The sequence below is a fragment of the Embleya sp. AB8 genome, from assembly GCF_049739465.1.
GTDB lineage: Bacteria > Actinomycetota > Actinomycetes > Streptomycetales > Streptomycetaceae > Embleya.
The window spans coordinates 32,552-59,210 of the sequence record NZ_JBMHHY010000042.1 but is presented as its reverse complement, the minus strand read 5'-3'; the positions used below and the strand labels follow the sequence as shown (position 1 = coordinate 59,210).

Genomic DNA, 26,659 nt, shown 5'->3' with positions numbered 1-26,659 from the left:
GGTGCCCCGATCAGGTCGGCGGCACCTCGATGTCGGTCTCCAACCGGCGCCGCTCGCGCAGCCCCCGGGTGATCGGGTGCTCGTCGCCGAGCTTGCGCCGACACGCGCGCTCGGTCCGGGTGAACCACTCCCGGGACTCGTCCCGACGGCCGATCTCACCCAGGCTGTGCACCCGGTTGGCCGCCGCGACCAGGGTGTGCGGATGGTCCGCGCCGAGCAGCGCCTCGTAGCGCTCGTAGGTGACCCGGTCGAGCTCGGCGCACTCGTCGGTCTCGCCCGCCTGGTAGAGGTTGTTCGCGTGGTTGACGGCGGCGGCCAGCGTGAACGGATGGTCCTCGCCCAGCGATTCGCGCAGCCCCTCCAGACACCGGCGACCCAGCGTCATCGCCTCCTCCGGCCGGCCGACCGCGCGCAGATAGCTCGACAGATTGTTGCCGCACCCGAAGGTGAACGGGTGTTGCGCGCCGAACTGCTCGCGGTAGCCCTGGTAGGCGTCCTGGGCGAGGTCGAGCGCCTCGTCGTCGTTGCCCATCGCGTGATGGTCGGCCGCGAGGTTGATCGCGCACGAGAGCATCTCGGGGTGGGTGGGACTCAGGTAGGCGCGGTACTTCTCCAACGTGTCGGTGTCCAACGAGCGGGCGTAGCGCGCATCCCCGGCCTGTCGGATCGTCACGGCCAGGTTCTTGGACGTACGAAGCGCGGGCCGGGTGCGACCGAACGCCTCCTCCCGCGCCAGCGTGCGCTGGAGCACCGCCCGCGAACCGGCGTAGTCGCCCAGCTCGCGCAGGTCCTGACCGACCTGGTTGGCAATGGAACAGGTGCGCGGATGATCCTCGCCCAGGATCCGGCGGCGCCAGTCGTACGTCGTCTGGTGTACCTCGCGTGCCTCCTCAAGCCGGCCCATCAGGCGCAGCGAGACACCGAGGTTGTTGGCCGCGGCCAGCGTGTCGTTCGTGTCCTCACCGAAGACGTCGCTGAACCGCCGGTGGTTGTCCCGGTCGGATTCGAGCGCGGTCTGGAAGCGGCCGAGCGCGCGCAGGTCGCCGCCGTAGCCGCGACCGGTGATCAGCGTGTGCGGGTGGTCCGGGCCGAGCGCCTCGCGCTGCGCCTCCAAGGTGGCGCGGTCCAGGTCGTACGCCTTGCGGTACTTGCCCTGGGACCGGTAGACGTTCGCCAACTGCGTGCACATCCGCAGGGTCAGCGGGTCGTGCCGGGTGAACCGCGAACGCCAGCGCTCCAGCGCGATCTCGGCGATGTACTGGCCGAACTCCCAGTCGTCGGAGCGCCAGGCGAAGCGGACCTGTTCGACGATCCAGCGGCGGACGGCCTCGGAGTCGCTCTCCAGCGCGCGCGAGGGCACCAGGTGCTTGTAGAGCTCCTCGTAGCGCTCCTGGTTGGCGGGATCGTCCACGTCCCCGGGGGCGTTCGCGGCCAGGATCTCCAGCGCCTGGGCGCGCCGGGCGGCGTCGTCCTCGGGCGACAGCCGGTCCCGCAGTACGGCCTGGACCAGGCGGTGCACCTGGATGCTGTCCTCGCCGCGGTCCACCCGGGCCAGCGCGTAGCGGCCGAGCTGCTGGAAGATCCGGGACAGCAGCAGCGTGTCGCCGAGCGCGCTGTCCACCCGGACCAGTTCCTGGAGCACCTCGCGCGTGCGCAGCAGCCGCATCGAGATCGAGTCGGGCGACAGGTAGGCGCACAGTTCCAGGAGCCGGACCGCGGCCGGTTGCCGCTGCCCGAGTTCGTCGAGCGAGACGGTCCAGGTCGCGGCAGCGGTGGTCGGGTAGTCCGGCGGCTGGCCCTCGTCCAGGATCGCGCTGACCCGGGTGTTGACCCGCTCCAGGTATTCCTCGACCTGCATCGCCGACTCGGCCAGCCAGGCACCGGCCTGTTCGACCGCGAGCGGCAGGTCGCCGAGCGCGGTGGCCACCTTCTGCGCGTCGGCCTCGGTCAGCGCGGGCACCCGGCGCTGGAGCAGCGTGACGCTCTCGTCCCGACGGAACACCGGCACCTCGAGCGGGCGGGCGCTGCGCGCCCACAGGTCGTTGCGCGAGGTGACCAGGACATGGCCGTTGACGCTGCCCTGCGGCATCAGGTTGGCCAGCGACGCGGGTTCGTCCGCGTTGTCGTAGACGAGCAACCAGCGGTCGTACGGCTCGCCCTGCTGCAGGGTCTGCAACACCGTGGCCGCCGCGTCCGCGACGTTCTCCCCGGTGGGCAGGTCCAGGCGGGCGCCGAGCCGGGCCAGTTGGGCGGCGACGCCCTGGGCCTGTTCGGCGGTGACCCACCAGATGACGTCGTAGTCGGCGGCGAAGCGGTGCGCGTATTCGAGTGCGACCTGGGTCTTCCCGACGCCGCCCAGACCGTGCAGGGCCTGCGGCAGTACGGCGGTGGCGCCCTTGGCGAGCTGGTCGCGCAGCCGCTCCAGGATGTCGTCGCGGCCGGTGAACGCCGGGTGTCGGGGCAACAGTTGGGACACGCGCGGCTTGGTGCCGGGGAACCGGGGGCCGTCCGTGGGCGCCGGGTCGGCCGGGGTGCGGCCGAACGCGCCCAGGAGTACGGCGCGGCAGTGTTCCTCGGACAGCGAGGTCAGCGAGACCGTCTCGCCCACGCCCGGGTCGCCGTCGAGCAGGTCGTCCACCCGCAGTGTCACCACGCTGACCTGATCGGCGGCCGCCAGCCGGCGCAGCGCGGTGCGCATCGGGGTCCAGGACCGGCTGGGCAACGAGCGCGGCGAGGCGACGACCACGACGCTGTCCACGCTGCGCAGGTCGTCCAGGGGTGTTTCCCGACCGCCGGTGCCGAGTACCTGGGCGCCCGCGGCGGTCAGTTGCGCGCGCACCCAGTCGACCCACATCCGGTCGCGGGCGCTGTAGAGGATGCGCACGGTAACCGGGGCGGTGTACCTGACCCGTTCGAAGCGGCGCAGTTCGCGCCGGCGCTCCACCTCGTCGATCGGCGCGAGCCGGGTGATCGCACCGTCGGTGAGCACGCCGGCCAGCCGCTCGTACGCGCTGAGCAGGCTGCCCTCCTGCAGCGGCCGGTCGCCGAGCGTGGCGAGGGTCTCCTCGTAGGCGTAGAACGCCTTGTACGGGATCTCCACCTCGCCCCAGTACTTGGTGCGCTCGGCGTCGGAGCGCTCGGCGAGGAACTCGGCGAACCGCTCGCGGGCGTGGTCGCGGCCGGCTTCGAGCTTGTCCTTCTCGTCGTCCTCGACCCGCATCGGCACCGGCAGGATGCGCAGCGGCCGGTCGGCCTGGCGGGCGATCGAGCGGGCCACGTTGACGCCGCCGTCGATGGCCTGTTCGTTGAGCGTGAAGCCGTCCACCACGATGTCGGGGAGCAGTGTGGTGCAGATCCCGGCGATGTCGTTGAGCCCGGTACGGCTGTCGATCAGCGCGTAGTCGTAGCAGGCGCGCATGTCCTCGCGCAGCGCGTCCAGGAAGCCGATGCCGTGCGGGCTCTCGCAGAAGTCGGCCCAGTTGAACCCGGCCAGCGTGGCGGCGTATTCGTGGTTTTGCCGGCCGGGGCCGAGGAAGCGGATCAGGCCGCCGTCGGGGAAGTCCCGGTCGACCTTGACCGCGTAGCCGTCCACTCGGCTGTCCGCGATCCGGCTCGCCTCGATCATCTCGTCGGTGCTCGCGTCCGAGCCGACCACCCGGGCGAATCGGCGGATCATGTCGAGCACGCCGCGCGTGTCCTCGAGCCGCTTGTCGATCAGGTAGGGGTGGAAGTAGCGGTGCAGGCCCGGGGATTCGAGGTCCCAGTCGACGACGAGCACCCGCTTGCCGCGGGAGGCCAGGATCCAGGCGACGTTGGCGAGCGCCATGGTGCGCCCGGTGCCGCCCTTGTACGAGTAGAACGTGACGATCGTGCCCGGTGGTTTGTCGCTCATCGCCTCAGTGCTCCTCTGCGTCTCCACCGGGTCCCCACAACAACGGGCGGCGGGGATTGTGTCGGGCCGTGATCCATCGGGGTCGGGTGGGTACATCCGACCCGGTGCGTGCATGGGGGGACAACACTCGGATGCCGGTCCCGAACGGCGCGGGGGCGCCGAGCGCCGCTCGCGCGGGGGTCGCACTCGCGCTCTCGGGCCGGCTCCGGTCCGGCCCGTGGCCGTGGTTCCGGCTCTGCGGCGTGTTGCGGTTCGGGTCGGTGGGTACGGCCGGGAACAACTCGCGGGCCTCGGCGGCCGGCAGCGGGCGCAGCGGTACGCGGTTGACCTCGACCACCATCCGGGCCAACTCGGCGACCAGGCGCCGGTAGTCGGCCGAGTGGCCCTCCAGGCGCATCAGGTCGAACAGTCCGTGGCGGGCGTAGATCGGGCCGTATTCCTCGTCGGTGCCCAGGTCGGGGTCCGGTCGCTCGCCCTGCCCGGGTTCGGTGGCCCGCCAGCGCACGGTGACCACGGCGTCGAGTTGCTCGCCGGTGCGGGCCCGATGGCCGCGCACCCGTTCGACCATCACCGCCCATTCGCGCATCGCGCAGGGGTCGGCGAGGTAGTCGGGCGAGGCCAGCACCACGGCCGCCGGAATCGAACAGGCGGCGTGTGCCTCGGGGGGTTCGCCGGGGCCGGTGTCCGCGCACGTGGACAGCAGGCCGCGCGCGCCGCCCTGGCTCGCGAGCCGCGCGGAGACCGCCTGTTCGAGGTCGGCGTGGAAGCGCTCGACGTAGGCGCGCTCGTCGCCACAGGACCGACTCGTGAAGAAGACCGGTGTCATCTCGACCCCTGTTGTCGGCTGTCGATTTCGACGCGCGAGAAGTTGCCCTCCCCGACCGTCACTCGTTGTTCCCACGTTACCCGAGTCCCCTCACGCGACGTTACCTCTCATATACATCAGGTAAGAACATGTTCATCTCGCGTTGTGTGTCCTTCCGCTCGCGCCACTCGTGTCGTTCGGGTCGACCACCCGGTCGGCGGGCTCGTGGCCGGCCGCGAGCCCGTTGCGTTCGGCCCAGGTGCGCCGCCCCGAGCGCACCCGTTCGGCGGCACGGCGCGCCGCGTCCGCGGGTACGTCCTCGGCCCACCACGGCTCGGCGGTGGCCGCCATGCCGGCCACGATCCGCTCGCCGTCGGGGGTGAGTTCGCCGGACCCGCGCAGCGTGCGGATCGCCTCGCCGACATGCGCGCGGTGCACCGCGAACTCGGCCTGCGCCCGATCCTGCTCCTCCCCCTCGACGACGTGTCGCCGCGCCCGCCAGAAGTCGGCGATCCCCAGGTGCGCGTAGGCACCCTGGAGCAGCGCCCCCACGGGTCGGGGGTCCAGCCGCCAGGGCGCCCGGTAGCGCGCCGCCGAACGCGCCGAGAGCTTGGTGATGTCCTGGATGGCGCCGAGCTTGTTGTGTTGGAACTCGTGCACGAGCGTGACGGCCAGCGTGGTCGGTCCCACCTCCGGGGTCAGGGCGAGGCCGCCGAACGCGTGGCGCGAGGACGAGCTGAGGCTGACGCCGGGGCCCGCGGCCACCGGGACCAGCGTGGACAGCGCCGCCGGCAGCGCCGCCGCGTAGGCCCGGTGCGAGTGTGCCAGTTGATCCCACGCGAACGCGAAGTTGCGTTGCAACAACGATACTTGATGGGCGGTCAACCGCTCGGTCGGTTGCCAGCGGTGCACGTCGCGATAGGGGTCGAGGTCCTCGATGGACAACGTCGCGGACAGGCCGGCGGCACTCGCCGAGCACCTGCGGTTGAACTGGCGGCGGGAGATCAGCCGGCCGCCGACCGACCACTGCCGGCCGGTCAGCGCGATCCGACCCGGGTCGGCGGCCACCCGCACCCGGCCCAGGGTGGGCAGGTGGGCCCAGCCGCCGACGGTGTACAGCTCGACTCGGCCGGGGGTGCCGTGTTCGGGATCGGCGCGCAGCGCCGCGGCGGCGGCGATCGAGCCCAGGTGGCCCAGGAGTTGGTCCAGGTCGGGGGCGGCCGGATCGAACTCGGGCGCGCGCAGCCGGAGCAGGCCGCGCATCGCCCACGCGCCGGTGTAGGGGTGGGTCAGCACGGTGCGGGCCGCGTCCGGCGCGGTGCGTTGGAGGTGCGCGAGCAGGTCGAGGGCCTCGGTCAGGTGCGCGGTGCGGGCGCCGGGCAGCCGTTCGCGGGCGGTGGCGACGACCGCGTAGACCTGGAGCAGTCGGCGGCTCTCCTGGGCCCGGGCGAGTGCCGAGACTGCTGCGAAGTCGCCTTGACCGGCCGCGAGTTCGTCGAAGGCCGGAGCGCCGATCCGGTGTGTCCCGATCATCGCCGGCTCCCGGATTCGGCCACCAGGGCGCGGACGTCGGCGCGCACGCGGGCGCCCACGTGGTCGATCAGCGCGCGCAGGTCGGCGCAGTACACGGACGGATTGGCGAAGCCGGTGTCCGGCCGATAGCGGTGCGCCCGCAGTCCGCCGCCGCAGATGTCGAGCACGGGGCAGCGCCGACAGCTCGCCCCGAGCGCGGCATTCGCCGGGGCGTACGCGGGCGCGGCCAGCACGGTGGCCGGGTCGTGCCGGAAGACGTCCAGGCCGGTGGCCGCCGCGCCGTCGAAGGTCGCCTTGAGCGAGTCCTCACGTTCGAACGTGCCGTCGGTCTCGATCACCACCGAACCCGGCGGCGCCAGGCCCAACATCTCGCTGGGCACGGGCCGGCCGAGGACCAGGTCCACCAGATCCTCCAGGATCCGCACCCGGGTCTCCCGTACCGGCGCGCCGTACCACCGGTCGAAGACCGCGATCAACCAGTCGGCGTAGGGGGTTTCCCCCGGCCGCGCGCCCGGCGGCGGGAACTCCCAGGTGGCGTGCGGCAGCAGCAGGTCGATCATCGGCGGTGCGTGGCCGAGCAGCTCGCGATAGGTGGCCACCGGGTCGTTGGCCAGGTCGATCGTGCACAACAGGCCGCCGTACAACGGTCGGTAGCGCGGCCGGCGCAGCAGCGCGATCGCCCGCACCACCTCGGCATGACTGCCCCGCCCGTCCGCGTGCCGCCGGTGTCGGTCGTGCGCGAGCGCGTCGCCGTCCAGCGAGACGCCGACCCGGATCCGGTGCGCCAGGAACACCTCGGCGAACCGCTCGTCGAGGCGAACCCCGTTGGTCTGCACGGTGAACCGCAGTTCGGCCACACCCGCGGTGGCGGCCCGCAGGTCGCGCACGATCGTGTCGATCCGGTCCGGTCCGGCGAGCAGCGGTTCGCCGCCGTGCAGCACGACGTCCAGAACCGACAGGCCGGCCCGCTCGGCGTGCGCGCGCAGCCAGACCCCGAGCGCGCCGACGGTCTTGTCGGCAATCACCCGCGGCTGCTCGCGCCAGCTCTGGTCCCGGAGTTCGTACACGTAACAGTGATCGCACGCGAGGTCGCAGCGGGCCGCCGTCTTGACCACGAATTGCCGAAACGGAATCGCTTCGTTCATCGGCCCTCCAGATGGTCAGGCCCGAACCGGGTCGCTCCCGTCGGACCGGGGATCGCCGTCCGCACCTGGTCCGGCACCGCGTCCGCCGTCGGCCACCTCGACGAGTACGGGGTCGACGACGCTCTCGAACCCCGCCACCACCACCTCCGACGGCTCCTCCGATTCGTGGATCAACCGCCGCAGCGCGGATGCGAGCACCGAGGCCGGCAGGTGGTCCAAGTCGTCGAGACAGAGTCCGTCGAGGTCGGGCAGCGCCGACTCCACGTCACCGCACTCTCCTTGCATCCGCAGGTCCCCCGATCCCCCGCGCCGCCGAACGCTCGGGAGCCGCCCGGGGCAGCCGGCGCGTGCCGTGCGCGCGGGCCCCTCGCGGAGCCTTCGCGCGTGCCGTCCGAGGAAAACCCGTACATTCGAGCGCGGAACGTATCGCCACGATTACCCAAGCCTTCCTATACTAGCCGGGCCGGGTCGGCCTGCGCGATGCTCTGTGTGGGCAGAGTCGTACTACGAACGACCGGCATGGGGGCGGCGCTTGCCAGACCCGCGGCCGAGGCGCGTGGGTTCGCTTTGCCGTCCGTGCACGGTGCTCGATCCGGGGGTCGCTTGGTGGACTACGACTTCTTCACGAGTCACGTCGCCGACCGTGATCCCAAGTGGGCGGCGCGCTTTCACGACGACGTCGAGGCCGAGTTGCGCCGCGGCCCGATGCGGGTGCGCGGGGCGATCCGACTCCAGCCGACGTTCGGTCCGGTGCAGTCCCCGGACGGCGATCCGCCCGCCCAGGCGCGGGCGATGATCGCATTGTGCTCAGACGACTACTTCGAGGACCTGGACTGCGGCCGGGACTGGGCGGTGTTCACCGACCGGTTGCGCCGCCACGAGTCGATCGTCGGCGTCTTTGCGCCGAATCTGATCGCGGTGCCGTGGAACCGGATCGAACGGCCGATCCCCGGCCCGGTCGGCCGGATCGACTGGCCGGCGGGCATCGCCTCGCCGGGGCGCGGGCAGAGCGTGTTCGACATGTTGCGCCTGGGCGGCATCCGCGACCTCGGCTACGTGCGCGCGGTGCGCGCGGTCGCCGATCGGGTGGCGGCGGCGCTGCGCGTGCGGCTCGCGCCGCTGACCGCGGCCGAGGCGGCCGAGATGGCACCGATGTTCGGCAGCCACGAGGGCTCCTCGCGGACCATGCCCGAGCCGATGCCGCGCCGGTTGCCGATCCTGGAACCGGTCCCGCCGGCCCGCACCGACCTGGTGATCAGCTACGTCGGCAACGACCTCGCGTGGGCCGACTGGGTCTCCGAGGTGCTCACCTTCGAGGACTACCGGGTCTCGCTCAGCCGCTGGGACTGGAGCGCGGGCGAGAGCTTCGGCAAGGCGATGGCCCGCGCGCGCCTGCTGGGGGAACACGTGCTCGCACTGTTCTCCGAACACTACTTCGAGGCCCGCCGGTTGGCGATGGACGAGTGGGAGGAGGCGCTGGGCGACGGGGACAACGACGGCCGACTGCTGCCGATCGTGATCGGACACACCCAGGTGCCGTCGATGTTCCGCGGCGTACCGCCGGTCGACCTGACCGAGGCGGACGCGCTCGGGCAGCGCGATCTGCTGGTGGCGGCGGTACAGCGGTTCGCGCCGCTGCCGGCGCGGAATACGGGGTCCTCCTGAGCGTGTCCGACCCGATACCCCCGCCACCGCCCCGGCCGCCGAGACCGGCCGCATCGCCCAGGATGCCGCCACCGCTGCCGCCGCGCTCGCCCACGGACAAACCACCGGTGTGGCAGGTCCCCGGCGCGCGCGGCCGCTTCTACGGCCGGGACGGCACGCTCGTCGAACTGCGCGCGCTGCTCCAGGCCGAACACCGGGTCGTATTGCGCCCGCAGGACGACCTGCCCGGCCTGGGCACCACACACCTGGCCCGCGAATACGCCTACCGGCACCGACACCTGTACGACGTGGTGTGGTGGTTCGACTGCGCCGGCCGACCCACCGAGCGGGCCGTCGCGTTCATCCACCGCATCCTCGAACAGTTGATCGAACTCGGTGATCACGTCGGCCAATTGGTCGACGCCAAACACGAACTGCACTCGCGGACCGGCTGGTTGCTGGTCTTCGACGAGGTGGACCGGCCCGGTCTGGTCGGCGAGATGATCCCGCCCGGCCCCGGCCACGTACTGATCACCAGCACCGACCCACAGGCCCGGGGGCTCGGCAGCACGGTCGATCTGCCGCCGCTGGACCGGGGTTCGTCGGTACTGATGTTGCTCGACGCGCATCAGGGCGTCGAGCTGGAGATGGGCACCGCCGAGACCATCGCCGCGTTCGTCGGCGACCGACCCGCCGCGGTCGCCCGGATCGCCGAACTGTTCGCCGCGGGTCTGGTCTCCCCCGAGGTGACCCTGGAGCTGCTGCGCTTCGGCAACGTGGCGAAGGCGTCCCGGACCATCCCGCAGAACCAGGTCGCCTACCTGGCCGAACTCTTCCTGGCCGTCCAGGGGTTGCGCGCCCCGGACACGTGGTCGATCTGGTTGGACCTGTCCGAGGACTACCTCAAACACCAGTTGCTGCACCGGCACATGACGGACGCGCGTTCGATGTTGCTGCACATGTTGCGAACCCTGGTCAACGGACCCCAACCGATCCATTCGCTCCAGTGCCTGTGTCGGGCGCTGCGCGACGTACTGCCGAACACCAAGGGCGTGGAGGAGGTTTGCCGGGCGATCGAGACGTTGCCCGGATGAGGGTCCTCCCTGTGCTTTCGGATTCGGCTCGCAAGGGGTCATATTCGGCCGGCGGGTGCGCGATGCTGGAGGCATGGCGAACGACAGGGAGTTCGGGAACGATACGGTGCGTTACTTCATCAGCCACGCCGGTTCGGACACGGACTGGGCGAAGTGGATCGCCGGGCAACTGCTCCAGGCCGGTGTGGACTTCGAACTCGACGCGTGGGACTGGGCCACCGGCGACAACCTCACCACGCTGGTCAGCCGGGCAGTGGACAACGCGGGACACATGATCGCGCTGTTCTCCCCCGCGTACTTCGCACCGGAGCGCTGGACCACGGTCGAATGGACCGCGATGTCGGACGCGCTGCGCGGCAGCGGCCGACGGCTGATCCCGCTCGTGGTGCACGAGCTTCGACGCGAGGACATCCCCTCCGTACTGCGGCCGCTGTTGCGCCGCACGCTCTACGGCAAGTCCGAGGAGGACGCCCGCGCCGAGCTGATGGCGGCGATCCGCGGACCGGGTCGGCCGGACGAGCTGCCCGATATCCCGGTCCAGCGCGATGCCGAGGTCGAACCCCCACCGCCGCCGCCCAAGATGCCTCCGCCGCGCCGGACGATCATCGCCGGGCGGACCCGGGAGCTGACCGACGCGATCCTGGCGGTGCCCCGGATCGCCCGGACCGACATGTGGAACCTGTGGCTGGATCTGGCCGAGGACTACTTCGAACGGCCGTTGCCCCGCGAACAGATCGCCGCGCCGCGGATCATGCTGCTGCGGCTGATCCGCGACCTGTCCACCCTCGCCGAGCCGGAACCGGCCCGCGCGCTGGACGCGTTGGTCCGGGCGCTGAGCGACGTCCAGCCGACCGGCCCGGAGATCGAACGGGTCCGGGCACTGCTGGGCGAGTCGACGGGGGCGCACGATCCGGCCGGCCCGGGCGAGCGGGTGTCCTGATCCTGCTCCCGCCGATCGGGCCGGCCCGGCGTCAACCGCCGTACGCGGCGCGCCGACGCCGTTCGTAGGCGCGCCGCCAGCCGGCCCGCCAGAGCAGCGCCGTGCCCGGCGGTATCCAGCGCAACACCCGCCGCCGCTCGGCGCTGGTGGCGTGGTGCAGGTGGAAGGCCACGAACGCGGGCAGGTCGCGCCCCAGGACCCGCATCGTGCGAGTGGGCATGCGCCCGTCGGGGGTGCCGCGAACGTGCCGGCGCATCAGTGGGAACAGTTCGTGCTCCTCGGCCAGGCTGTGCCGGGCCACGAGTTCGTACAACCGGCCGATCGCGGGCGAACGATCGCGCAGCGGCACGGTGACGTCGGCGGCGCGGCGCATCGCCTCCTCCAGGGTCGAGTGCTCGACCTGGAACGCGGTCACGGTGCGGGCGGCCCGGGGCGAACCGGCCCGCACCCACGGATACAGGACGATGTGTTCCTCGCGATGGTGGGCACGCAAAAAGCGCAGGACGAGGGCGAGATGCTCCTCGACCGCGCGTACACGCAGGATGTCGACCGGATCGAGGTGTCGGGTCACCTCGGTCAGTCGGGCCAACTCCGCACGCAGGCCGCGATGCGCGACGTAGCCGGGAGTGAGGTCGAGGGTGGGGGTCACGGGCTGAACGGTGGTCGTCGACACGGGGGCCGCCTCGGGAGGCATGGAGGGAGGGAATCTCACACCGTAAGCGCTCGCGGAGCGTGTTCCGCAGCAATGCAAGGAGATTTCCGGACATTCCCGATCGGCGCCCGTTTCCGGTCCGATACCGGCCGAGCCGATACCGAACCGGAACGCCGGCTGTCGTTTTTCTTGCGCCCCCGCGCTGCGCTACTTCTCGACGCCGCTACATCTCGACGCCGCTACTTCCTGCCACTGCCACCTCTTGCCGCTGCTACTTCCAGCCGTCGCTACTTCCAGCCATCGCTACTTCTTGAGGTTGGGGATCGTCCAGTCGATCGCCTTGTGGCCCATGGCCGCGAGCGCGGCGTCGATCTGGGAGAACGGCTTGCTGCCGTGGAAGAGCTTCGCGGACAGCGGCGAGGGATGCGCGCCCTGCACGATGGTGTGCTTGGCCGTGTCGATCAGCGCCGCCTTCTTCTTCGCATGCCCACCCCACAGCACGAACACCACCGGCTCGTCCCGGTCGCTGACCGACCTGATCACCGCGTCGGTGAACTTCTCCCAGCCCCGGCCCTTGTGCGACGCGGCCTCGTGGGCCCGCACCGTGAGCACCGTGTTGAGCAGCAGAACGCCCTGCTGCGCCCACGGCAGCAGATAGCCGTTGTCCGGGATGGGCAGACCGATGTCGGCGTGCATCTCCTTGTAGATGTTGCGCAGCGACGGCGGGATCTTCACCTCCGGACGCACGGAGAACGACATGCCGTGCGCCTGGTTGTCGTCGTGGTACGGGTCCTGCCCGACCACGAGCACCCGGACCTCGTCGTACGGCGTCGCCGCCAGCGCCGCGAACACCTCGTCGTCCGGCGGGAAGATCTGGTGTTCCTTGCGTTCCGCGTCCACGTACGCGGTGAGCTCGGCGTAGTAGGGCTTCGCCAACTCCTCCGCGAGCACGGGCTGCCAGGACTCGGGCAACGTCTGCACAGCAAGAACCTCCAGGAGAGGGCGTCCGACGCCCATGGATCAACGAGGGATCCAAACGTATCCGCTCGCGCGGACACCTCGGCCCGCACCGAGGGATTCGGTGCGGGCCGAGGGCGGACCGCGGTGGTCCGGGCCGGCGCGCGGTGGTCCGAAGTGTCAGACCTCGACCGTCTCGTCCGGCTTCGGCTCGGACTCCGGCGCGGACCCGGGCGCGGACTTCGGCTCCGGCCGGTAGCAAAGCTTCATCAGCAGCGCGGCGTTCGCGACGCCGACACCGGCCGCGAACAGGGCCGGGCGCAGGCCCGACCTGCGTCGACCGACCAGCGCGTCCACCGAGTACTTGCCGTTGCCGAGCGCCGCGAGCGCGACCGCCGCGCCGCCGACCATGGCGGTGTACTCCCAGCCACCCTTGAAGACGAAGAAACCCTTGCCCTTGTGGTCGGTCGCCGCCGCGACGCTCATCAGACCCACCGTCGCCGCCGCGGGCAGCGGGTTGGCGACGCCGAGCGCGATACCGACACCGGCCGCCATCTCGGTCCCGGCCGCCAGGCGGGCGTGCACCTCGGCGGGCTTGAGCCCGAGCGATTCGAACCAACCGGTGGTACCCGCGAGGCCGCCGGGACCGGCGACCTTGTTGTACCCGTGCGCGAAGAGCATCGGACCGAGCGTCGCGCGCAGTACGAGCGCCGCCACGTCCCGACCCTCGGTCGCCACCGCGGCCTTCCTATTCCTGCCGAACATCGCCCACCTCTTTAGCTGACGCACCGTCACATTACGGTGGGCAACCTACCGGAGCGAACCCGAATCCACCGTGTCGCAGCTCATCCCGGCGGTCCTCGGCACCACCACAGGGGTGTCGTCCCCCGGCGCCCGAAGGATATCGGCGTCGATGTCGTACAACGCCCGTACCAGGGCGGCGTCGACGATCTCCCGGGGCGGCCCGGAGGCGATCACCCGGCCGTCGCGCATGGCGACCAGTACATCCGCGTACCGCGCGGCCGAGGCCAGGTCGTGCAGCACCATCACCACGGTGCGCCCACCGGCGGCCACCTGCCGAACCAGGCCCAGCACCTCGACGGCATGCCCGAGGTCGAGCGCCGACGTCGGCTCGTCGAGCAACAACACGGGCGCCTCCTGGGCGATCACCATGGCCACCCAACAACGCTGCCGCTGCCCGCCGGAGAGCTGATCCAGCCGCCGATCGGCGAGGTCGAGCACCCCGGTCGCGGTCAACGCGTCCCGACAGACCCGCTCGTCCGCACCCGACCACTGCCGGAACAGCCCCTGGTGCGGATGCCGCCCGTAGCGCACCAGCCCGGCCACGGTGACCGCCTCCGGCGCCTGCGGATTCTGCGGCAACAGGCCGACCCGATGCGCGGCCTGACGAGGCTTCAGCCGCCAGACATCATCCCCGCCGACCCGAACACACCCCGACTCCGGCCGATGCAACCGGGCAACGGCCCGCAGCAGCGTCGACTTCCCACAACCATTGGGCCCCACAACCGCCACCACGGTCCCGGCCGCCACGGAAAGATCGACACCGGAAACGACAGGATGCCCCGGATACCCGGCATGCAGCCCTTCCACAATCAGCTCCACAACCGACCCTCCCGAGGCACGAGCCCGATATAAGGGAAGGCTAACCTAATCGAAGAGGTGGGCGGCGCGGGGGCGAACCGGGCGGGGCGAATCAGGCGAGGCGAACCGGTCGGGGCAACCCGGGCGGGAAAAACCAACCACCGTCGAACCGGCAGCCATGCCCCGACGTCGTGGCAACCACCAGGGCCACCAGGGAGGATGGCCCAATGCACGACCGCCGCCTTCGACCGCCCCACCCGGCGAATACCCCAGGTGGGAGGCGGCCCTCGCCCTCCTCGACCAGGACCTGGCAACCACCCTCCCAGGCCAACAGCCCCTACAACCACCGGCCGTTCCGTCCTCCACCCCGGACGGACCGGAAAGCATCCACGTGACACTGGCCAACGGCAAGTGACACGGCGGCAACCACCCGCACCCCGCTGATTCGTGGTCGGGGGCGGTTGGCCGCTTGGCGTCGTGGGGTTGGGCTGGTGCCGTGGTGGCCCTGGGTCCGTTCGGCGGGGCCGACTCGTGGCAGGTGGCCGCCGCCTCGTCGTTGCTCGTCCCCTCCGGGGCCGGGGTCTTTGCTTGGTGCTTCGCATCCGTTGTTGCCCGTCCACTACGTGGCCGTCACTGCCCTGGACGGCTTCCTCTGACTCGTGGTCGGGGGCCGTTGTCCGCTCGGCGTCGTGCTGTTGGGCTGGTGCCGTGGTTGGTCCTGGGTCCGTTCGGCGAGGCCGACTCGTGGCGGGTGCCACCGCCTCGTCGTTGCACGTCCCCTCCGGGGCCGGGGTCTTTGCTTGGTGCTCCGCATCCGTTGTTGCCCGTCCACTACGTGGCCGTCACTGCCCTGGACGGCATCCCCCGACTCGCGGTCGGGAGCCGTTGTCCCGGCGGCGGCCCCCGGCGGTCGGTGGCCATGCCGCGTCTCGCAGCCCCTCACGGCTCCCGCCCTCTCCTCGGGACCGAAACCGGATCCCGACGAGACTCCCAAGGCTTAGGGCGAAGCGCGACCTGCGGTTTCACCCGGCACCCGGGTCCGCGCAGGCCGACGAGTGCGGGTTTCGTGCGCCCCGAGCCGAAACCCAGGCACGACAAGGCAGAAAAGGCCGCACACCGCGCCGGAAAACCAAGCACCGGACACACTCCCCACCCAAGACCCCAACCCTGCGGCCCACATGCACACCGCAACACCCACGACCCAACCCCAGTAAGGCCAAAACGCCTGCGCAGCGGCCGAACACCCCGACGCCCCACGGACAACGGCCCCCGACCACGAGTCAGGGGATGCCGACCCGGGTGGTGACGGCCACGTAGTGGACGGGCAACAACGGATGCGGAGCACCAAGCAAAGACCCCGGCCCCGGAGGGGACGAGCAACGACGAGACGGCGGCCACCCCCCACGACCCCGCCCCGCCGAACCGACCCAGGGCCACCGCGCCACCAGCCCCACACCACGACGCCCAAGCGGCCAACCGCCCCCGACCACGAGCCAGCGAAGCCGTCCCGGGCAGTGACGGCCACGTAGTGGACGGGCAACACGGATGCGAAGCACCAAGCAAAGACCCCGGCCCCGGAGGGGACGTGCAACGACGAGGCGGTGGCCACCGTCACGACCCGGCCCCGCCGAACGGCCCCAGGACCAACCACGGCACCAGCCCAACACCACGACGCCAAGCGGACAACGGCCCCCGACCACGAGCCAGCAAAGCCGACCAGGGTGGTAACGGCCACGTAGTGGACGGGCAACAACGGATGCGAAGCACCAAGAAAACCCCGGCCCCGGAGGGGACGAGCAACGACGAGACGGCGGCCACCCGCCACGACTCGGCCCCGCCGAACGGACCCAGGACCAACCACGCACCACCCCAACACCACGACGCCCACCGGCCAACCGCCCCGACCACGAGCCAGCCAAGCCGACCCGGACAGCAACTGCCGCATAGCGCGCCTGTGGCACAGGTGGCGGGACGGGCCAGGGACCTGAGGCGAGTGGTCGACTGCCCGGGATTTGGCCTCCGTCTGAGCGCGGCGCGTGCTCGATGGGTGTCGAACTACCCGGCGCGGTCAGCCCGTTGGTGAGCCGGCACGCGGCACCACCCCACCCCCGCCCGCCCGCCCGGTCGCTCGGTCGCGCCGTCCCCCGCTCGCCTCAACGACCACCAATCTCCGGGAATCGCTGTACGCAGACCCGGCCCGTTTCGTCGGCGAACAGCAGCGCAGCCCGGCCGTGCCAGGCGAGTGCGCATATCGCTGCCGAGACGTGTCGGCGGGCCAGTGGGGTCGGCGCCCGCCGGGGCGAGCCGGTACGGACATCCCACACCACCAGCATCCCGTCACCACCCGACGTGGCCATCAGCCCACCCCCACCCCCGCTCCCACCCCCACCGGGCCGCCAACTCGGGGTGCACGCGCGTGGTTGGGCCGGCAGTCGGCGTGGGCGCGGACGTACTCGCCCGCCGCGCGCGGCGAGGTCCCATACGGTCAGCCCGGACCGGTCCTCGGCCGCCAACCAGCGCCCGCCCGGGTCCAGTGCGAGCCCGGCGATCGGTGCGCCGCCGGCCGCGCCGAGGTCCTCGTGCGTTCCGCCGGCACCGCGTACGTGCACGCCCGGTGCATCGCCCGCCGCGCACAGCCAGGCCCCATCCGGCGCACCGGCAAGGACGCGTACCGGGACCGGGTAGGTCCACACATTCGTCCGGCCGCGTGGTCCGTACATGTGCACCTCGCCGCCGAGCGCGATCGCCAGCCCGCCGGCCGAGTCGACCCAGACCACGTCGTCCACCCGTTCCGGCCCGTCCACGGCCCGCCACGACTCGGCCCCGGTGTCGCCCGCGTACACCCGTACGGCGCCGCCGAAGGACACCGCACACCCGTCGCCGGCCGACCAGGCGAACCGCGCGGGCAGGCCCGGTGTCCGTACCAGCAGCGCGCCGTCGGTGACCCGCCACAGCGCGTACCCGGTGGGCCCGGCGAGCGCCACCACCGTGCCGTCCGGCGAGAAGCCCGCCCGGCGCACCCCACCCGGCAAGACGATCCGGGCCAGCAGCTGTCCGGTCGCCGCGTCCAGCAGTCGAACCCCGCCGGCGGCACCCGCGACCACGCACAATCCGCCCGACCACGCGACCGCGGCCGGTACATCGTCGATCCGGTGCTCCCAGCCCAGCCCCGTACGTGTCGCCATGACAGTCATCGCGGCCCCCTTGTTCGCGGGGCGATCCTTGCGCCTTCGTGTTTCGACCAGGAAAACTCTCAGGTCGGCGCCGGTTTCCTCGGGTTCGGCAAGTCTGCTAGTAAGACGATCGGACCTGTTTGCCGATGGATCGGATCACACCTTGAGGACCCTCGAAGGTACGGCGCCGACCGCGGCGAACATCGCCGGCGCCAGCGGCAACGAGCCGAAGATCTTCGTCGCCGGCCTGGTCCTCGTCGCCGCCGGCGCCCTGCTGGCCATCGCGGGCCGCCGCCGCTTCGCAGACGACCGAGATGCCCCGGACGACGACTACGACGACTACGACGGGGACTTCGTCGACGCAGCAGGAACCGATACGCCCGAACCCGCCGAACAACCGGCGACAAAGCAGGAATCGCCGGTCACCCGCACACCGCCGACGATCAAGCCCGACACCGCCGCCACGGCCGAACCTGCCACCCCCGCCACCCCGGCCACCACCGAAGCCACCCCAAAACCCGAGCCCGCCAAGGCACCAACCCCCGACCCGAAGCCGCAGGAACCGGCCCCAACCCCCGAAGCCCAACCAACACCCAAGCCAAATCCCGATCCCACCGCACCCACTGCCGCGCCCGAACCCGAACCCGAACCCGAATCGGACCCCGAACCGAGCCCCGAACCGAAAGCCGAACCGGAACGCGAATCACCCCCCACCCCAGAGGCCGATTCGACCCGTCAGCCGCCCCCCACCCCAACCCCCGAGTCGGCGCCCGACCCCACCGCCGACCCCACCGCCGACTCCACCACCGACACCGCCCCCAAGCCCACCGTCAGGCCCGCCCCCAACCCCGAGCCCATCCCCAACTCCAGCCCGCCCAAGGAAGCCTGACCCCCCGTCACCCAACCGGCCCCGCCCACCCCTCACCCGCGGGCCGCGCCGCCCGAATGCGCCCCGCCGCCGCCCGAGTGCGCCCCGTCCTCCCACACTTCACTCCGAGGCCACTCCCGCCCCTCGACCTCCTCTACCGCGCGGTTGAAGCGCGACAGCACGTCGAAAAGCTCCCGTCGCTCGCCCGCGTCCCAGGACGCCAGCACCCGCTCCAGGCCCCGGCAGTGGGTCGAGCGCTCGGCCGCCAAGTGCTCCGTGCCGGTCTCGGTGATGCGTAGTTTGCGGGCCAGGCCACCGTCGGGGTCGGGGATTCGTTCCGCGTCGCCGGCTCGCAAGAGGGCGGCCACCTGGCGGTTCACCGTCGAGGTGTCGAGGCGGAACGCTTCTGCAAGTTGGCCGATCGACATCGGGCCCTCGACCTCGAGCCGGGTCAGCAACAGGTAGGCCGATCGCTCCATGCCGTCGCCCCGCCGCTTGCCCATGACGTGATGCCGAGCGATCAGCATCAGCTCCCGCTCGATGCCTTCCAACACGTCCACTCCCACCTTCACACCAATGCGCCGTCCCTCGACCCTAGCGCCGACCCCACCCGATGTGCACGATACACATCATGTGTATCGTGCACATTCATTGACCGTGCCAATAACCACGCAACAACCGCACCGCACGGCACCGCACCGCACGGACCGCACGGCACCACACCACTAAGCACGCAACGACCGCGCCAACGACCACACGCACGACCACACCAACCACCGGCAACAAGCGCCATCACCCGACAGCGCGAATCCGCACCATCACCCGATCCGGCGGCGACCCTGGAGGCAACAAGTGACCGGTCCGAGCGACATACCTGAGCCGAGTCCGCCGCCCCAGCCCACGCCCCCACCACCACCCACGCCCCCTCTCCCACCCACACCCGCACCGCCGCCCACCCCCGTACACCGCCCGGGCCCCGTGGTGGCCGTACTCGCCTTCTGCGGCGTGGTCGTCGCGCTCATGCAGACCCTGGTCGTCCCGCTTCTCCCCAACCTGCCCAAGCTGCTGGACACTTCGCCCACCGACGCGTCCTGGGTGGTCACCGCCACCCTGCTCTCCGGCGCGGTCTGCACGCCCGTGATGGGCCGGCTCGGCGACATGTTCGGCAAACGTCGGATCCTGATCGTCAGCCTTGCCCTGATGGTCGTCGGTTCGGCGGTGTGCGGGCTGTCCGACACGCTGCTCCCGATGGTGCTCGGCCGACTGCTCCAGGGCGCGTCGTTCGGCGTGATCCCGCTCGGCATCAGCATCATGCGCGACGAACTCCCGCCCGCGAAGCTGGGTTCCTCGATCGCGCTGATGAGCGCGACGCTCGGCATCGGCGGCGCGATCGGGCTTCCGGTGGCCGCGTTGATCGCGCAACACGCCGACTGGCACATGATGTTCTGGGCGGCGGGCGCGATCGGGGCCCTCGACATCGTGCTGGTCCTGCTCGTGGTGCCCGAGTCGCCGATCCGACTGCCCGGCCGCTTCGACTTCGTCGGCGCCGGCGGGCTGTCCGTCGGGTTGGTCGCCCTGCTCCTGGCGATCACCAAAGGCGCCGGCTGGGGTTGGGGCAGCGCCACCACGCTCGGTCTGCTCGGCCTCGCCGTCGTGGTCCTGCTCGGCTGGGGCCGGCTCGAACTGCGCACCGCCCAGCCGCTCGTGGACCTGCGCATCTCGGCCAGGCCGCAGGTACTGTTCACCAACCTCGCGTCGATCGTGGTCGGCTTCGCGATGTTCGCCCAGTCGCTGGTGTTCCCGCAGGTGTTGATGAATCCGGAGATCACCGACTACGGGCTGGGCCAGAGCATGGTCGTCGCGGGCCTGTGCATGGCCCCCTCCGGCATCGTGATGATGCTCGTCTCGCCGCTGTCCGCCCGGCTGTCCGCCGCGTACGGGCCCAAGATCTCGCTCCTCGCCGGCACCCTGGTGATCGCGATCGGCTACGCGCTCTCGGTGTTCATGCTCGACGCGATCTGGAAGATCGTCGCGATGTCGGTACTCTCCGCGGTCGGCGTGGCGCTCGCCTACGCGGCGATGCCGTCGTTGATCATGCAGGCCGTGCCGATCGGCGAGACCGGTTCGGCGACCGGGCTGAACACACTGATGCGCTCGATCGGTACGTCCACCTCCAGCGCGGTGGTCGGCGTCGTGCTCGCCAATCTGACGATGCGCGCCGGTGGACACGAATTCCCCTCGCACGACGCCTTCGTGACGGCGCTGTGGCTGGGCTGTGGAGCGGCCGTACTCGGCTTGCTGGTCGCGCTGTTCATCCCCGGCCGCAAGCCGGTCGAGGCCGCGCAGATACCGACGGAAACCCGCGCGGACGACCCCGCGACCGTCCCGACCGCGCGCTGACGAGGAACCGACGGCAACCACACAGCAACCGCACGGCACCCCACAGCGCCCGCACGGCACCACACAACAACCACACAGCACCCGCACGGAAAACTGACGGCGCATCAATTGACGTACTGACGGCGCATCAATTCCCGTGTCGTAGATGGCCAAACCCCGTCCCGGTAACCGATGCTCGTAAGTCTTACCCAGGCGCCGACCACACCTTTGGGAGACCGGCACCCCGACTACGCCTCTCGACAGGGAGACAACATGAGCCTTCCCACCTTCCGCGGATCGCGTCCACCCGCACCCGATCCGGGCACCGAAGGAGCGTGGACCGCCGAATCCGAATGGCGGCGGCAACCGCTGCCGGTCGCGCTCCCCGAGGACTGGCCGGTCCTGGCCGGCGGCCTCGTGGTGGTCGCGGCGCACCCGGAGGACGCGATCCTGGGCGTGGGCGGGCTCATCTCCCGGGCGGTGGCCGCCGGCGCGCCGGTACGGGTGGTCAGCGTCACCGACGGCGACGCCTCGCACCCGGGCAGCCGGTTACCCGGTTCGGTGTTGGCCGCCCGGCGGGTCCGCGAATCCGATCGGGCCTTCGCCACGATCGTCGGCAACCCGGGCGGGGTGGCCCCGGTGGAGGTGATCCGGTTGCGCCTGCCGGACCGGGCCGTGCGCAGCCACGAGCGTGATCTGGTCGAGCGGCTGATCCCGCTGGTCGCGGGGTTCGCCCTGAGCGCGACGAACTGGCGCGAGGACGGGTTCGCGGATCACGAGAGCACCGGCCGCGCGGCCGATGCCGCGTGCCGGGAGACCGGTGTGGGGCTGCTCGAATTCCCGCTGCGGATGTGGCAGTGGGCCCACCCGCAGGACAGCCGGGTGCCGTGGAGTCGGGCTCTGCGGGTCGACCTGACCGAGGTGCAACAGGCGCGCAAGGAACGGGCGTTGTCGTGCCTGGCGTCGCAGATCGCACCGCTGGTGCCGGGGCGCGACGATCGGGTGCCGCTGCCGCCGGAGAAGCTGGTCTACTTCCGTCGCCCGTACGAGGTGCTCTTCCGCTGAGCCGCCACCGCGCACACGAATGCGCGTTCCCCTTCCCGCCTCGGACGGACGTATGACGGACGTCTATACGTACATCCGTCATCCGGTACATCCGGTACATCCGGTCGCCGATGGGAAGGGAAACGCGCATACTCGCCGCGCCGAGGGCGCCCGGGGTCGACGCGTGGTCAGCCCGGGATCATCAGCCGTTCGCGCAGCGACGCCAGGGTGCGGGCGAGAAGGCGGGACACGTGCATCTGCGAGATGCCGATCCGCTCACCGATCTGCGCCTGGGTCAGGTTTCCGTAGAAGCGCATGACCAGGATGGCCCGCTCGCGCTGCGGCAGTTCGGCCAGCAGCGGGCGCAGCGCCTCGCGATACTCGACCAGGTCGAGCGCGTGGTCCTCGGAGCCGAGCCGGTCGCCGACCGTCTCCTGGCCGTCCGCGTCGCCGTAGGCGGTCTCGTCCAGCGAGGTCGCGGTGTAGACCGTGCACGCGTCGAGACCTTCGAGCACCTCCTCCTCGGTGATGCACAGCCGCTCGGACAGCTCGCGCGGCGTGGGGGTGCGGCCGTGCAGCGCGGTCAGCTCGTCGGTGGCGCGCAGCAGTTCGGTGCGCAGCTCGCGCAGCCGCCGCGGCACCCGGACGGACCACGAGGTGTCCCGGAAGAAGCGCTTGATCTCGCCGATGATGGTCGGCATCGCGTAGGCCATGAAGCTGCTGCCGCGGTCCGCCTCGTAGCGGTCGATCGCCTTGATCAGGCCGATCGTGCCGACCTGGACGATGTCCTCGACCGGCTCACCGCGCCGCCGGTAGCGCCCGGCGGCGTGCCGGACCATCGGCAGGTTCAGCTCGACCAGGAGCCCGCGCAGGTAGGAGTGGTCCGCGGTGCCCGGCTCCAGGGTGGCGAGCCGGGCGAGCATCAGGTCGCCCGCCGCCCGGGCCATCGGCGTGGGCAGCCGGGTGACCAGGTGCGGGTGGGCCAGCAGGTCGTCGAGATCGACCGTCGGCGGTGGCGGAGGGGCGGCGGCGCGGGGTTCCGCGGTCGTGTCGAGGGTGCTCAGGCGCACGGCCATGCAGGGTCTCCCAATCCGGATGGATGGACACCGATAACCCCGAGCGACATCGAGTCTGTGACGTGAAGCACAGGAAGATCAAGAGCCCTCCGGGGGTACGTCCTGACGTCAGGATCGCGACATGCGGCCTCACCTCGGCAAACGACGGACCGACGAAACGGAAAAAACGAGCGAAAGCAGCCCATACGGCGCAGTGAATCCGGACATCGAGTAATCAAACGTCGGCCAAACGTGTCCGGAAAACGTCACGAACCACCACCCGAATGCTCGGGTGGTGGTTCGTGGTCCGGCCGCCGGGCCGGCCGGCCCGGCACGTCAGCCCGGCACGTCAGCCCAGTTCGAGCAGCAGGTCCCCCGCCTCCACGGACGACACCGCGCCGATCGCGAGCCGGGAAACCGTACCCGCCGACTGTGCCGTGATCGACGCCTCCATCTTCATCGCCTCGATGGTCGCCACCGTGCCGCCGGCCTCGACCTCGTCGCCCACCGCCACCTGGAGGGTGACCACGCCGCTGAACGGCGCGGCCACGTGCTTCGGGTTGTCCGGGTTGGCCCGCTCGCTCTCCGGCCGGGCCGGCTTGACCGAGCGGTCGCGGACCGAGAGCACGCGCGGCTGGCCGTTCATCCGGCAGTACACGGTGCGGAAGCCGCGCTCGTCCGCGTCGCCGACCGCCTCGACCGCGAGGTAGAGCGCGACGCCCGTGGACAACTTGATGGCCAGTTCCTCGCCCTGGACCAGGCCGTACAGGAACGGCACGGTCGGCACCGCGGAGACGTCGCCGTAGAGCCGCTCGGCCTCGACGTAGTCCTTGGCCGGGCCGGGGAACAGCAGCCGGTTGAGGGTGGCCCGCAGGTCGTCGCCGTCCAGCGCGGCGTCCTGCTCGGGGGTCAGCTGCACCGTGCGGCTGGAACTGGCGGTGCGGCCGGCCAGTGCGCGGGTGCGGAACGGCTCGGGCCAACCGCCGGGCGGGGTGCCCAGTTCGCCCTGGAGGAAGCCGATCACCGAGTCCGGCACGTCGAACGCGCCCGGGTCGGCCTCGAACTTGGCCGGGTCGGCGCCCACCGCGCTCAGGTGCAGGGCCAGGTCGCCGACCACCTTGCTGGAGGGGGTGACCTTGACGATGTTGCCCAGGATCCGGTTGGAGGCCGCGTAGGCGTCCTCGATGTCCTCGAACTTGTGGCCCAGGCCCAGCGCGATCGCCTGCTGACGGAGGTTGGAGAGCTGGCCGCCGGGGATCTCGTGCCGGTAGACCCGGCCGGTGGGCGCGGGGAGGCCGGATTCGAACGGCGCGTACGCCTCGCGTACCGCCGCCCAGTAGGGCTCCAGGGCGCACAGCGCGTCCAGGGACAGGCCGGTGGCCCGCTCGGTGTAGTCGGTCGCGGCCACGATCGCGGACAGCGGCGGCTGGCTGGTGGTGCCCGCCAGTGCGGCCGAGGCGCCGTCGATCGCGTCCACCCCGGCCTCCACGGCGGCCAGGTAGGTGGCCAGCTGCCCGCCGGCGGTGTCGTGCGTGTGCAGGTGCACCGGCAGGTCGAAGCGCTCGCGCAGCGCGCCGATCAGGGTGCGCGCGGCGGGCGCCCGGAGCAACCCGGCCATGTCCTTGACGCACAACACGTGTACGCCGGCCTCGACCAGTTGCTCGGCCAGGCGCAGGTAGTAGTCAAGCGTGTACAACTTCTCGGCCGGGTTGGACAGATCGCCGGTGTAGCACAGCGTGCCCTCGGCGATGGCGTGCGTGCCGAGGGTGGCCTCGATCGCCGGGCGCATCGCCTCGATGTCGTTGAGCGCGTCGAAGATCCGGAACACGTCGATGCCGGTCCGGGCGGCCTCCTCGACGAACTTCACGCACACCCGGTCCGGGTAGGGCGTGTAGCCGACGGTGTTGCGCCCGCGCAGCAACATCTGGAGGTTGAGGTTGGGCATCCCCGCGCGCAGCGCCGCCAGGCGGTGCCACGGGTCCTCCTTGAGGAAGCGCAGCGCGACGTCGTAGGTCGCCCCGCCCCACGCCTCGACGCTGAGCAGCTCCGGCGTCATCCGCGCGACGTAGGGCGCCGCGGCGGCGAGGTCGTGGGTGCGGACCCGGGTGGCCAGGAGCGATTGGTGCGCGTCACGGAAGGTGGTGTCGGTGACCGCCAGTGCGCTCTGCTCGCGCAGTGCCCGGGCGAAGCCGGCCGCGCCCAGTTCGATCAGCCGGTCCCGGCTGCCCCGCGGCAGGTCGCCGGTGGGCAGTTCGGGAAACTTGGTGCGCGGGGACGCGAGGCCCGCCGGGGTCGGCCCGTAGGGGCGGTTGACCGTGACATCGGCCAGGTAGGCCAGCAGGCGGGTGCCGCGGTCGGCGCCGGGGCGCGAGCGGACCAGCTCGGGGTGTTCGTCGATGAACGACGTGGTGATCCGTCCCTCGCGGAACGCCGGGTCGTCCAACACCGCCTGTAGGAACGGGATGTTGGTGGCCACGCCGCGGATGCGGAACTCGGCCACCGCGCGCCGGGCCCGGCTGACCGCGTCGGCGAAGGTACGGCCCCGGCAGGTGAGCTTGACCAGCATCGAGTCGAAGTAGGGCAGCACTTCGGCGCCGGTGTAGGTACCGCCGTCCAGACGCACGCCCGCGCCGCCCGGGGAGCGGTAGGCGGAGACCGTGCCGGTGTCGGGGCGGAAGTCGGCCGAGGGGTCCTCGGTGGTGATCCGGCACTGCAGCGCGGCGCCCTGGATCCGGATCTCGCTCTGCACCAGGCCCAGATCGGTCAGGCTCGCGCCGGCGGCGATCCGCAGTTGGGCCTGGACCAGGTCGACGCCGGTGATCTCCTCGGTGACCGTGTGCTCGACCTGGATGCGCGGGTTCATCTCGATGAAGACGTAGCGCCCGCGCTCGTCGAGCAGGAACTCCACGGTGCCCGCGTTGCGGTAGCCCACCGCCTCGGCGAAGCGCACCGCGTCGGCGCAGATCCGGTCCCGCAGTTCGGGGTCGAGGTTGGGCGCGGGCGCGATCTCGACGACCTTCTGATGCCGGCGCTGCATCGAGCAGTCCCGCTCGTACAGGTGCACCACGCCGCCGTCGGCGCCGGCCAGGATCTGTACCTCGATGTGGCGCGGGCGGATCACCGCCTCCTCGAGGAAGACGGTCGGGTCGCCGAACGCGGTCTGTGCCTCGCGCATCGCGGTCTCGATCGAGGCGCGCAGGTCCTCGCGGCGGTCCACCTTGCGCAGCCCGCGCCCGCCACCGCCGGCCGCGGCCTTGACGAAGATCGGGAAGCCGATCGTGTCGGCGGCGGCCACCAGCGCGTCCACGTCGTCCTGCGGCGGCGCGGTCTGCAGGGTGGGCAACCCGGCGCCCTTGGCCGCCTCCAACGCGCGGACCTTGTTGCCCGCCAGCGAGAGCACCTCGGCGGAGGGCCCGACGAAGGTGATCCCGTTGGCCTCGCACGCCTTCGCGAGCAGCGGGTTCTCGGACAGGAAGCCGTAGCCGGGGTAGATCGCGTCGGCGCCGCAGGCGATCGCCGCGCCGACGATCGTGTCGACGTCGAGGTAGGCGCGCAGCGGATGACCCCGCTCGCCGATCTCGTAGCTCTCGTCCGCCTTTTGCCGATGCAGCGAGTGGCGGTCCTCGTACGCGTAGACGGCGACCGTGGTGATGTCCAGCTCGGTGGCGGCGCGCAGGGCGCGGACGGCGATTTCGCCGCGGTTGGCGACCAGAAGCTTACGAATCACGAGCTACGTACCTCCTTGCCCGGGGTGTCCGGGTGCGGGGGAAATCGGGACGGGTGCCTCGGAACGACAGGGTGCCGTGGCCGGGTTCGGGCCACGTCATCGGGGTCGAACCTGCGTGACTTTAGGACACGTGTGCAGGTGCCCCGCAG

The 26,659-nt window shown here is 71.3% G+C and carries 19 protein-coding genes; 6 read left to right on the top strand and 13 right to left on the bottom strand.

The genetic code is table 11. From position 1 onward, the window contains the following. Positions 1-10 precede the first annotated feature (10 nt). From fxsT to fxsA, 5 genes are all read right to left on the bottom strand, one after another. On the bottom strand, positions 11-3,892 hold the full coding sequence (gene fxsT, locus ABIA38_RS41485; protein WP_424644183.1) for an FxSxx-COOH system tetratricopeptide repeat protein: 3,882 nt from the start codon (positions 3,890-3,892) through the stop codon (positions 11-13). A gap of 4 nt (positions 3,893-3,896) precedes the next feature. Next, complete coding sequence (locus tag ABIA38_RS41480) at positions 3,897-4,718, bottom strand: hypothetical protein (protein ID WP_424644182.1); 822 nt, start codon at positions 4,716-4,718, stop codon at positions 3,897-3,899. Between the two features lie 132 nt (positions 4,719-4,850). Next, entirely contained in the window at positions 4,851-6,230 is a 1,380-nt protein-coding gene (locus ABIA38_RS41475; protein ID WP_424644181.1) for an HEXXH motif domain-containing protein, read from the bottom strand. Beyond that, a complete protein-coding gene (locus tag ABIA38_RS41470; protein ID WP_424644180.1) occupies positions 6,227-7,375 on the bottom strand; it encodes an FxsB family cyclophane-forming radical SAM/SPASM peptide maturase in 1,149 nt (382 codons plus the stop codon). Before ABIA38_RS41470 ends, ABIA38_RS41475 begins: the two co-directional genes overlap by 4 nt. Before the next feature lie 15 nt (positions 7,376-7,390). Beyond that, positions 7,391-7,639, bottom strand: a complete 249-nt coding sequence (gene fxsA, locus ABIA38_RS41465; RefSeq protein ID WP_424644179.1) for an FxSxx-COOH cyclophane-containing RiPP peptide — start codon at positions 7,637-7,639, stop codon at positions 7,391-7,393. A 342-nt stretch (positions 7,640-7,981) separates the two neighbouring features. On the opposite strand from fxsA, the gene ABIA38_RS41460 reads away from it, so the two are divergent. The 3 genes from ABIA38_RS41460 to ABIA38_RS41450 all read left to right on the top strand — a co-directional run bounded on the left by ABIA38_RS41460 (position 7,982) and on the right by ABIA38_RS41450 (position 11,053). Beyond that, positions 7,982-9,040, top strand: coding sequence for a TIR domain-containing protein (locus ABIA38_RS41460; protein ID WP_424644178.1), 1,059 nt, complete (start codon positions 7,982-7,984; stop codon positions 9,038-9,040). A gap of 107 nt (positions 9,041-9,147) precedes the next feature. After that, positions 9,148-10,113, top strand: a complete 966-nt coding sequence (locus ABIA38_RS41455; RefSeq protein WP_424644177.1) for an effector-associated domain 2-containing protein — start codon at positions 9,148-9,150, stop codon at positions 10,111-10,113. A 73-nt stretch (positions 10,114-10,186) separates the two neighbouring features. Next, on the top strand, positions 10,187-11,053 hold the full coding sequence (locus ABIA38_RS41450; protein WP_424644176.1) for a TIR domain-containing protein: 867 nt from the start codon (positions 10,187-10,189) through the stop codon (positions 11,051-11,053). A gap of 31 nt (positions 11,054-11,084) precedes the next feature. Here ABIA38_RS41450 and ABIA38_RS41445 read toward each other — a convergent pair whose 3' ends face one another. The 5 genes from ABIA38_RS41445 to ABIA38_RS41425 all read right to left on the bottom strand — a co-directional run bounded on the left by ABIA38_RS41445 (position 11,085) and on the right by ABIA38_RS41425 (position 17,449). After that, complete coding sequence (locus ABIA38_RS41445; RefSeq protein ID WP_424644175.1) at positions 11,085-11,702, bottom strand: hemerythrin domain-containing protein; 618 nt, start codon at positions 11,700-11,702, stop codon at positions 11,085-11,087. A 306-nt stretch (positions 11,703-12,008) separates the two neighbouring features. Then, the gene (locus ABIA38_RS41440) at positions 12,009-12,722 is read right to left on the bottom strand and encodes a uracil-DNA glycosylase (protein ID WP_424644174.1); all 714 of its coding nucleotides are present in this window, start codon (positions 12,720-12,722) and stop codon (positions 12,009-12,011) included. Between the two features lie 120 nt (positions 12,723-12,842). After that, positions 12,843-13,427: a DoxX family protein gene (locus ABIA38_RS41435; protein WP_424644173.1), complete on the bottom strand. Its 585-nt coding sequence runs from the start codon at positions 13,425-13,427 to the stop codon at positions 12,843-12,845. A gap of 45 nt (positions 13,428-13,472) precedes the next feature. After that, complete coding sequence (locus tag ABIA38_RS41430; RefSeq protein ID WP_424644172.1) at positions 13,473-14,285, bottom strand: ABC transporter ATP-binding protein; 813 nt, start codon at positions 14,283-14,285, stop codon at positions 13,473-13,475. Positions 14,286-16,417: 2,132 nt separating this feature from the next. Continuing rightward, entirely contained in the window at positions 16,418-17,449 is a 1,032-nt protein-coding gene (locus tag ABIA38_RS41425; RefSeq protein ID WP_424644171.1) for a WD40 repeat domain-containing protein, read from the bottom strand. On the opposite strand from ABIA38_RS41425, the gene ABIA38_RS41420 reads away from it, so the two are divergent. Next, positions 17,448-18,326: a hypothetical protein gene (locus ABIA38_RS41420; protein ID WP_424644170.1), complete on the top strand. Its 879-nt coding sequence runs from the start codon at positions 17,448-17,450 to the stop codon at positions 18,324-18,326. The two genes, ABIA38_RS41425 and ABIA38_RS41420, sit on opposite strands and share 2 nt — an antisense overlap. Before the next feature lie 32 nt (positions 18,327-18,358). Here the strand turns inward: ABIA38_RS41420 and ABIA38_RS41415 are convergent, their stop codons facing one another. After that, positions 18,359-18,832 (bottom strand): MarR family winged helix-turn-helix transcriptional regulator, encoded by a 474-nt coding sequence (locus tag ABIA38_RS41415; protein ID WP_424644197.1) that lies wholly within the window; start codon positions 18,830-18,832, stop codon positions 18,359-18,361. A gap of 493 nt (positions 18,833-19,325) precedes the next feature. Here ABIA38_RS41415 and ABIA38_RS41410 point away from each other — a divergent pair, with 493 nt between their 5' ends. Beyond that, entirely contained in the window at positions 19,326-20,705 is a 1,380-nt protein-coding gene (locus ABIA38_RS41410; RefSeq protein ID WP_424644196.1) for an MFS transporter, read from the top strand. A gap of 252 nt (positions 20,706-20,957) precedes the next feature. Continuing rightward, positions 20,958-21,749, top strand: coding sequence for a PIG-L deacetylase family protein (locus ABIA38_RS41405; RefSeq protein WP_424644169.1), 792 nt, complete (start codon positions 20,958-20,960; stop codon positions 21,747-21,749). Between the two features lie 167 nt (positions 21,750-21,916). Here ABIA38_RS41405 and ABIA38_RS41400 read toward each other — a convergent pair whose 3' ends face one another. Both ABIA38_RS41400 and ABIA38_RS41395 read right to left on the bottom strand, forming a co-directional pair. Continuing rightward, the gene (locus ABIA38_RS41400; protein ID WP_424644168.1) at positions 21,917-22,804 is read right to left on the bottom strand and encodes an RNA polymerase sigma factor SigF; all 888 of its coding nucleotides are present in this window, start codon (positions 22,802-22,804) and stop codon (positions 21,917-21,919) included. A gap of 328 nt (positions 22,805-23,132) precedes the next feature. Beyond that, positions 23,133-26,510 (bottom strand): pyruvate carboxylase, encoded by a 3,378-nt coding sequence (locus ABIA38_RS41395; protein WP_424644167.1) that lies wholly within the window; start codon positions 26,508-26,510, stop codon positions 23,133-23,135. Positions 26,511-26,659 lie beyond the last annotated feature (149 nt).

What these genes read in the sequence shown, in the direction of transcription:
- ABIA38_RS41415 (WP_424644197.1), bottom strand. Translation starts at nt 18,832, where the DNA reads ATGCTGATCGCTCGGCATCACGTCATGGGCAAGCGGCGGGGCGACGGC.
- ABIA38_RS41405 (WP_424644169.1), top strand. Translation starts at nt 20,958, where the DNA reads ATGAGCCTTCCCACCTTCCGCGGATCGCGTCCACCCGCACCCGATCCG.
- ABIA38_RS41425 (WP_424644171.1), bottom strand. Translation starts at nt 17,449, where the DNA reads ATGGCGACACGTACGGGGCTGGGCTGGGAGCACCGGATCGACGATGTA.
- ABIA38_RS41450 (WP_424644176.1), top strand. Translation starts at nt 10,187, where the DNA reads ATGGCGAACGACAGGGAGTTCGGGAACGATACGGTGCGTTACTTCATC.
- ABIA38_RS41480 (WP_424644182.1), bottom strand. Translation starts at nt 4,718, where the DNA reads ATGACACCGGTCTTCTTCACGAGTCGGTCCTGTGGCGACGAGCGCGCC.
- ABIA38_RS41470 (WP_424644180.1), bottom strand. Translation starts at nt 7,375, where the DNA reads ATGAACGAAGCGATTCCGTTTCGGCAATTCGTGGTCAAGACGGCGGCC.
- ABIA38_RS41400 (WP_424644168.1), bottom strand. Translation starts at nt 22,804, where the DNA reads ATGGCCGTGCGCCTGAGCACCCTCGACACGACCGCGGAACCCCGCGCC.
- fxsT (WP_424644183.1), bottom strand. Translation starts at nt 3,892, where the DNA reads ATGAGCGACAAACCACCGGGCACGATCGTCACGTTCTACTCGTACAAG.
- ABIA38_RS41440 (WP_424644174.1), bottom strand. Translation starts at nt 12,722, where the DNA reads ATGGGCGTCGGACGCCCTCTCCTGGAGGTTCTTGCTGTGCAGACGTTG.
- ABIA38_RS41410 (WP_424644196.1), top strand. Translation starts at nt 19,326, where the DNA reads ATGCAGACCCTGGTCGTCCCGCTTCTCCCCAACCTGCCCAAGCTGCTG.
- ABIA38_RS41475 (WP_424644181.1), bottom strand. Translation starts at nt 6,230, where the DNA reads ATGATCGGGACACACCGGATCGGCGCTCCGGCCTTCGACGAACTCGCG.
- ABIA38_RS41435 (WP_424644173.1), bottom strand. Translation starts at nt 13,427, where the DNA reads ATGTTCGGCAGGAATAGGAAGGCCGCGGTGGCGACCGAGGGTCGGGAC.
- ABIA38_RS41420 (WP_424644170.1), top strand. Translation starts at nt 17,448, where the DNA reads ATGACAGTCATCGCGGCCCCCTTGTTCGCGGGGCGATCCTTGCGCCTT.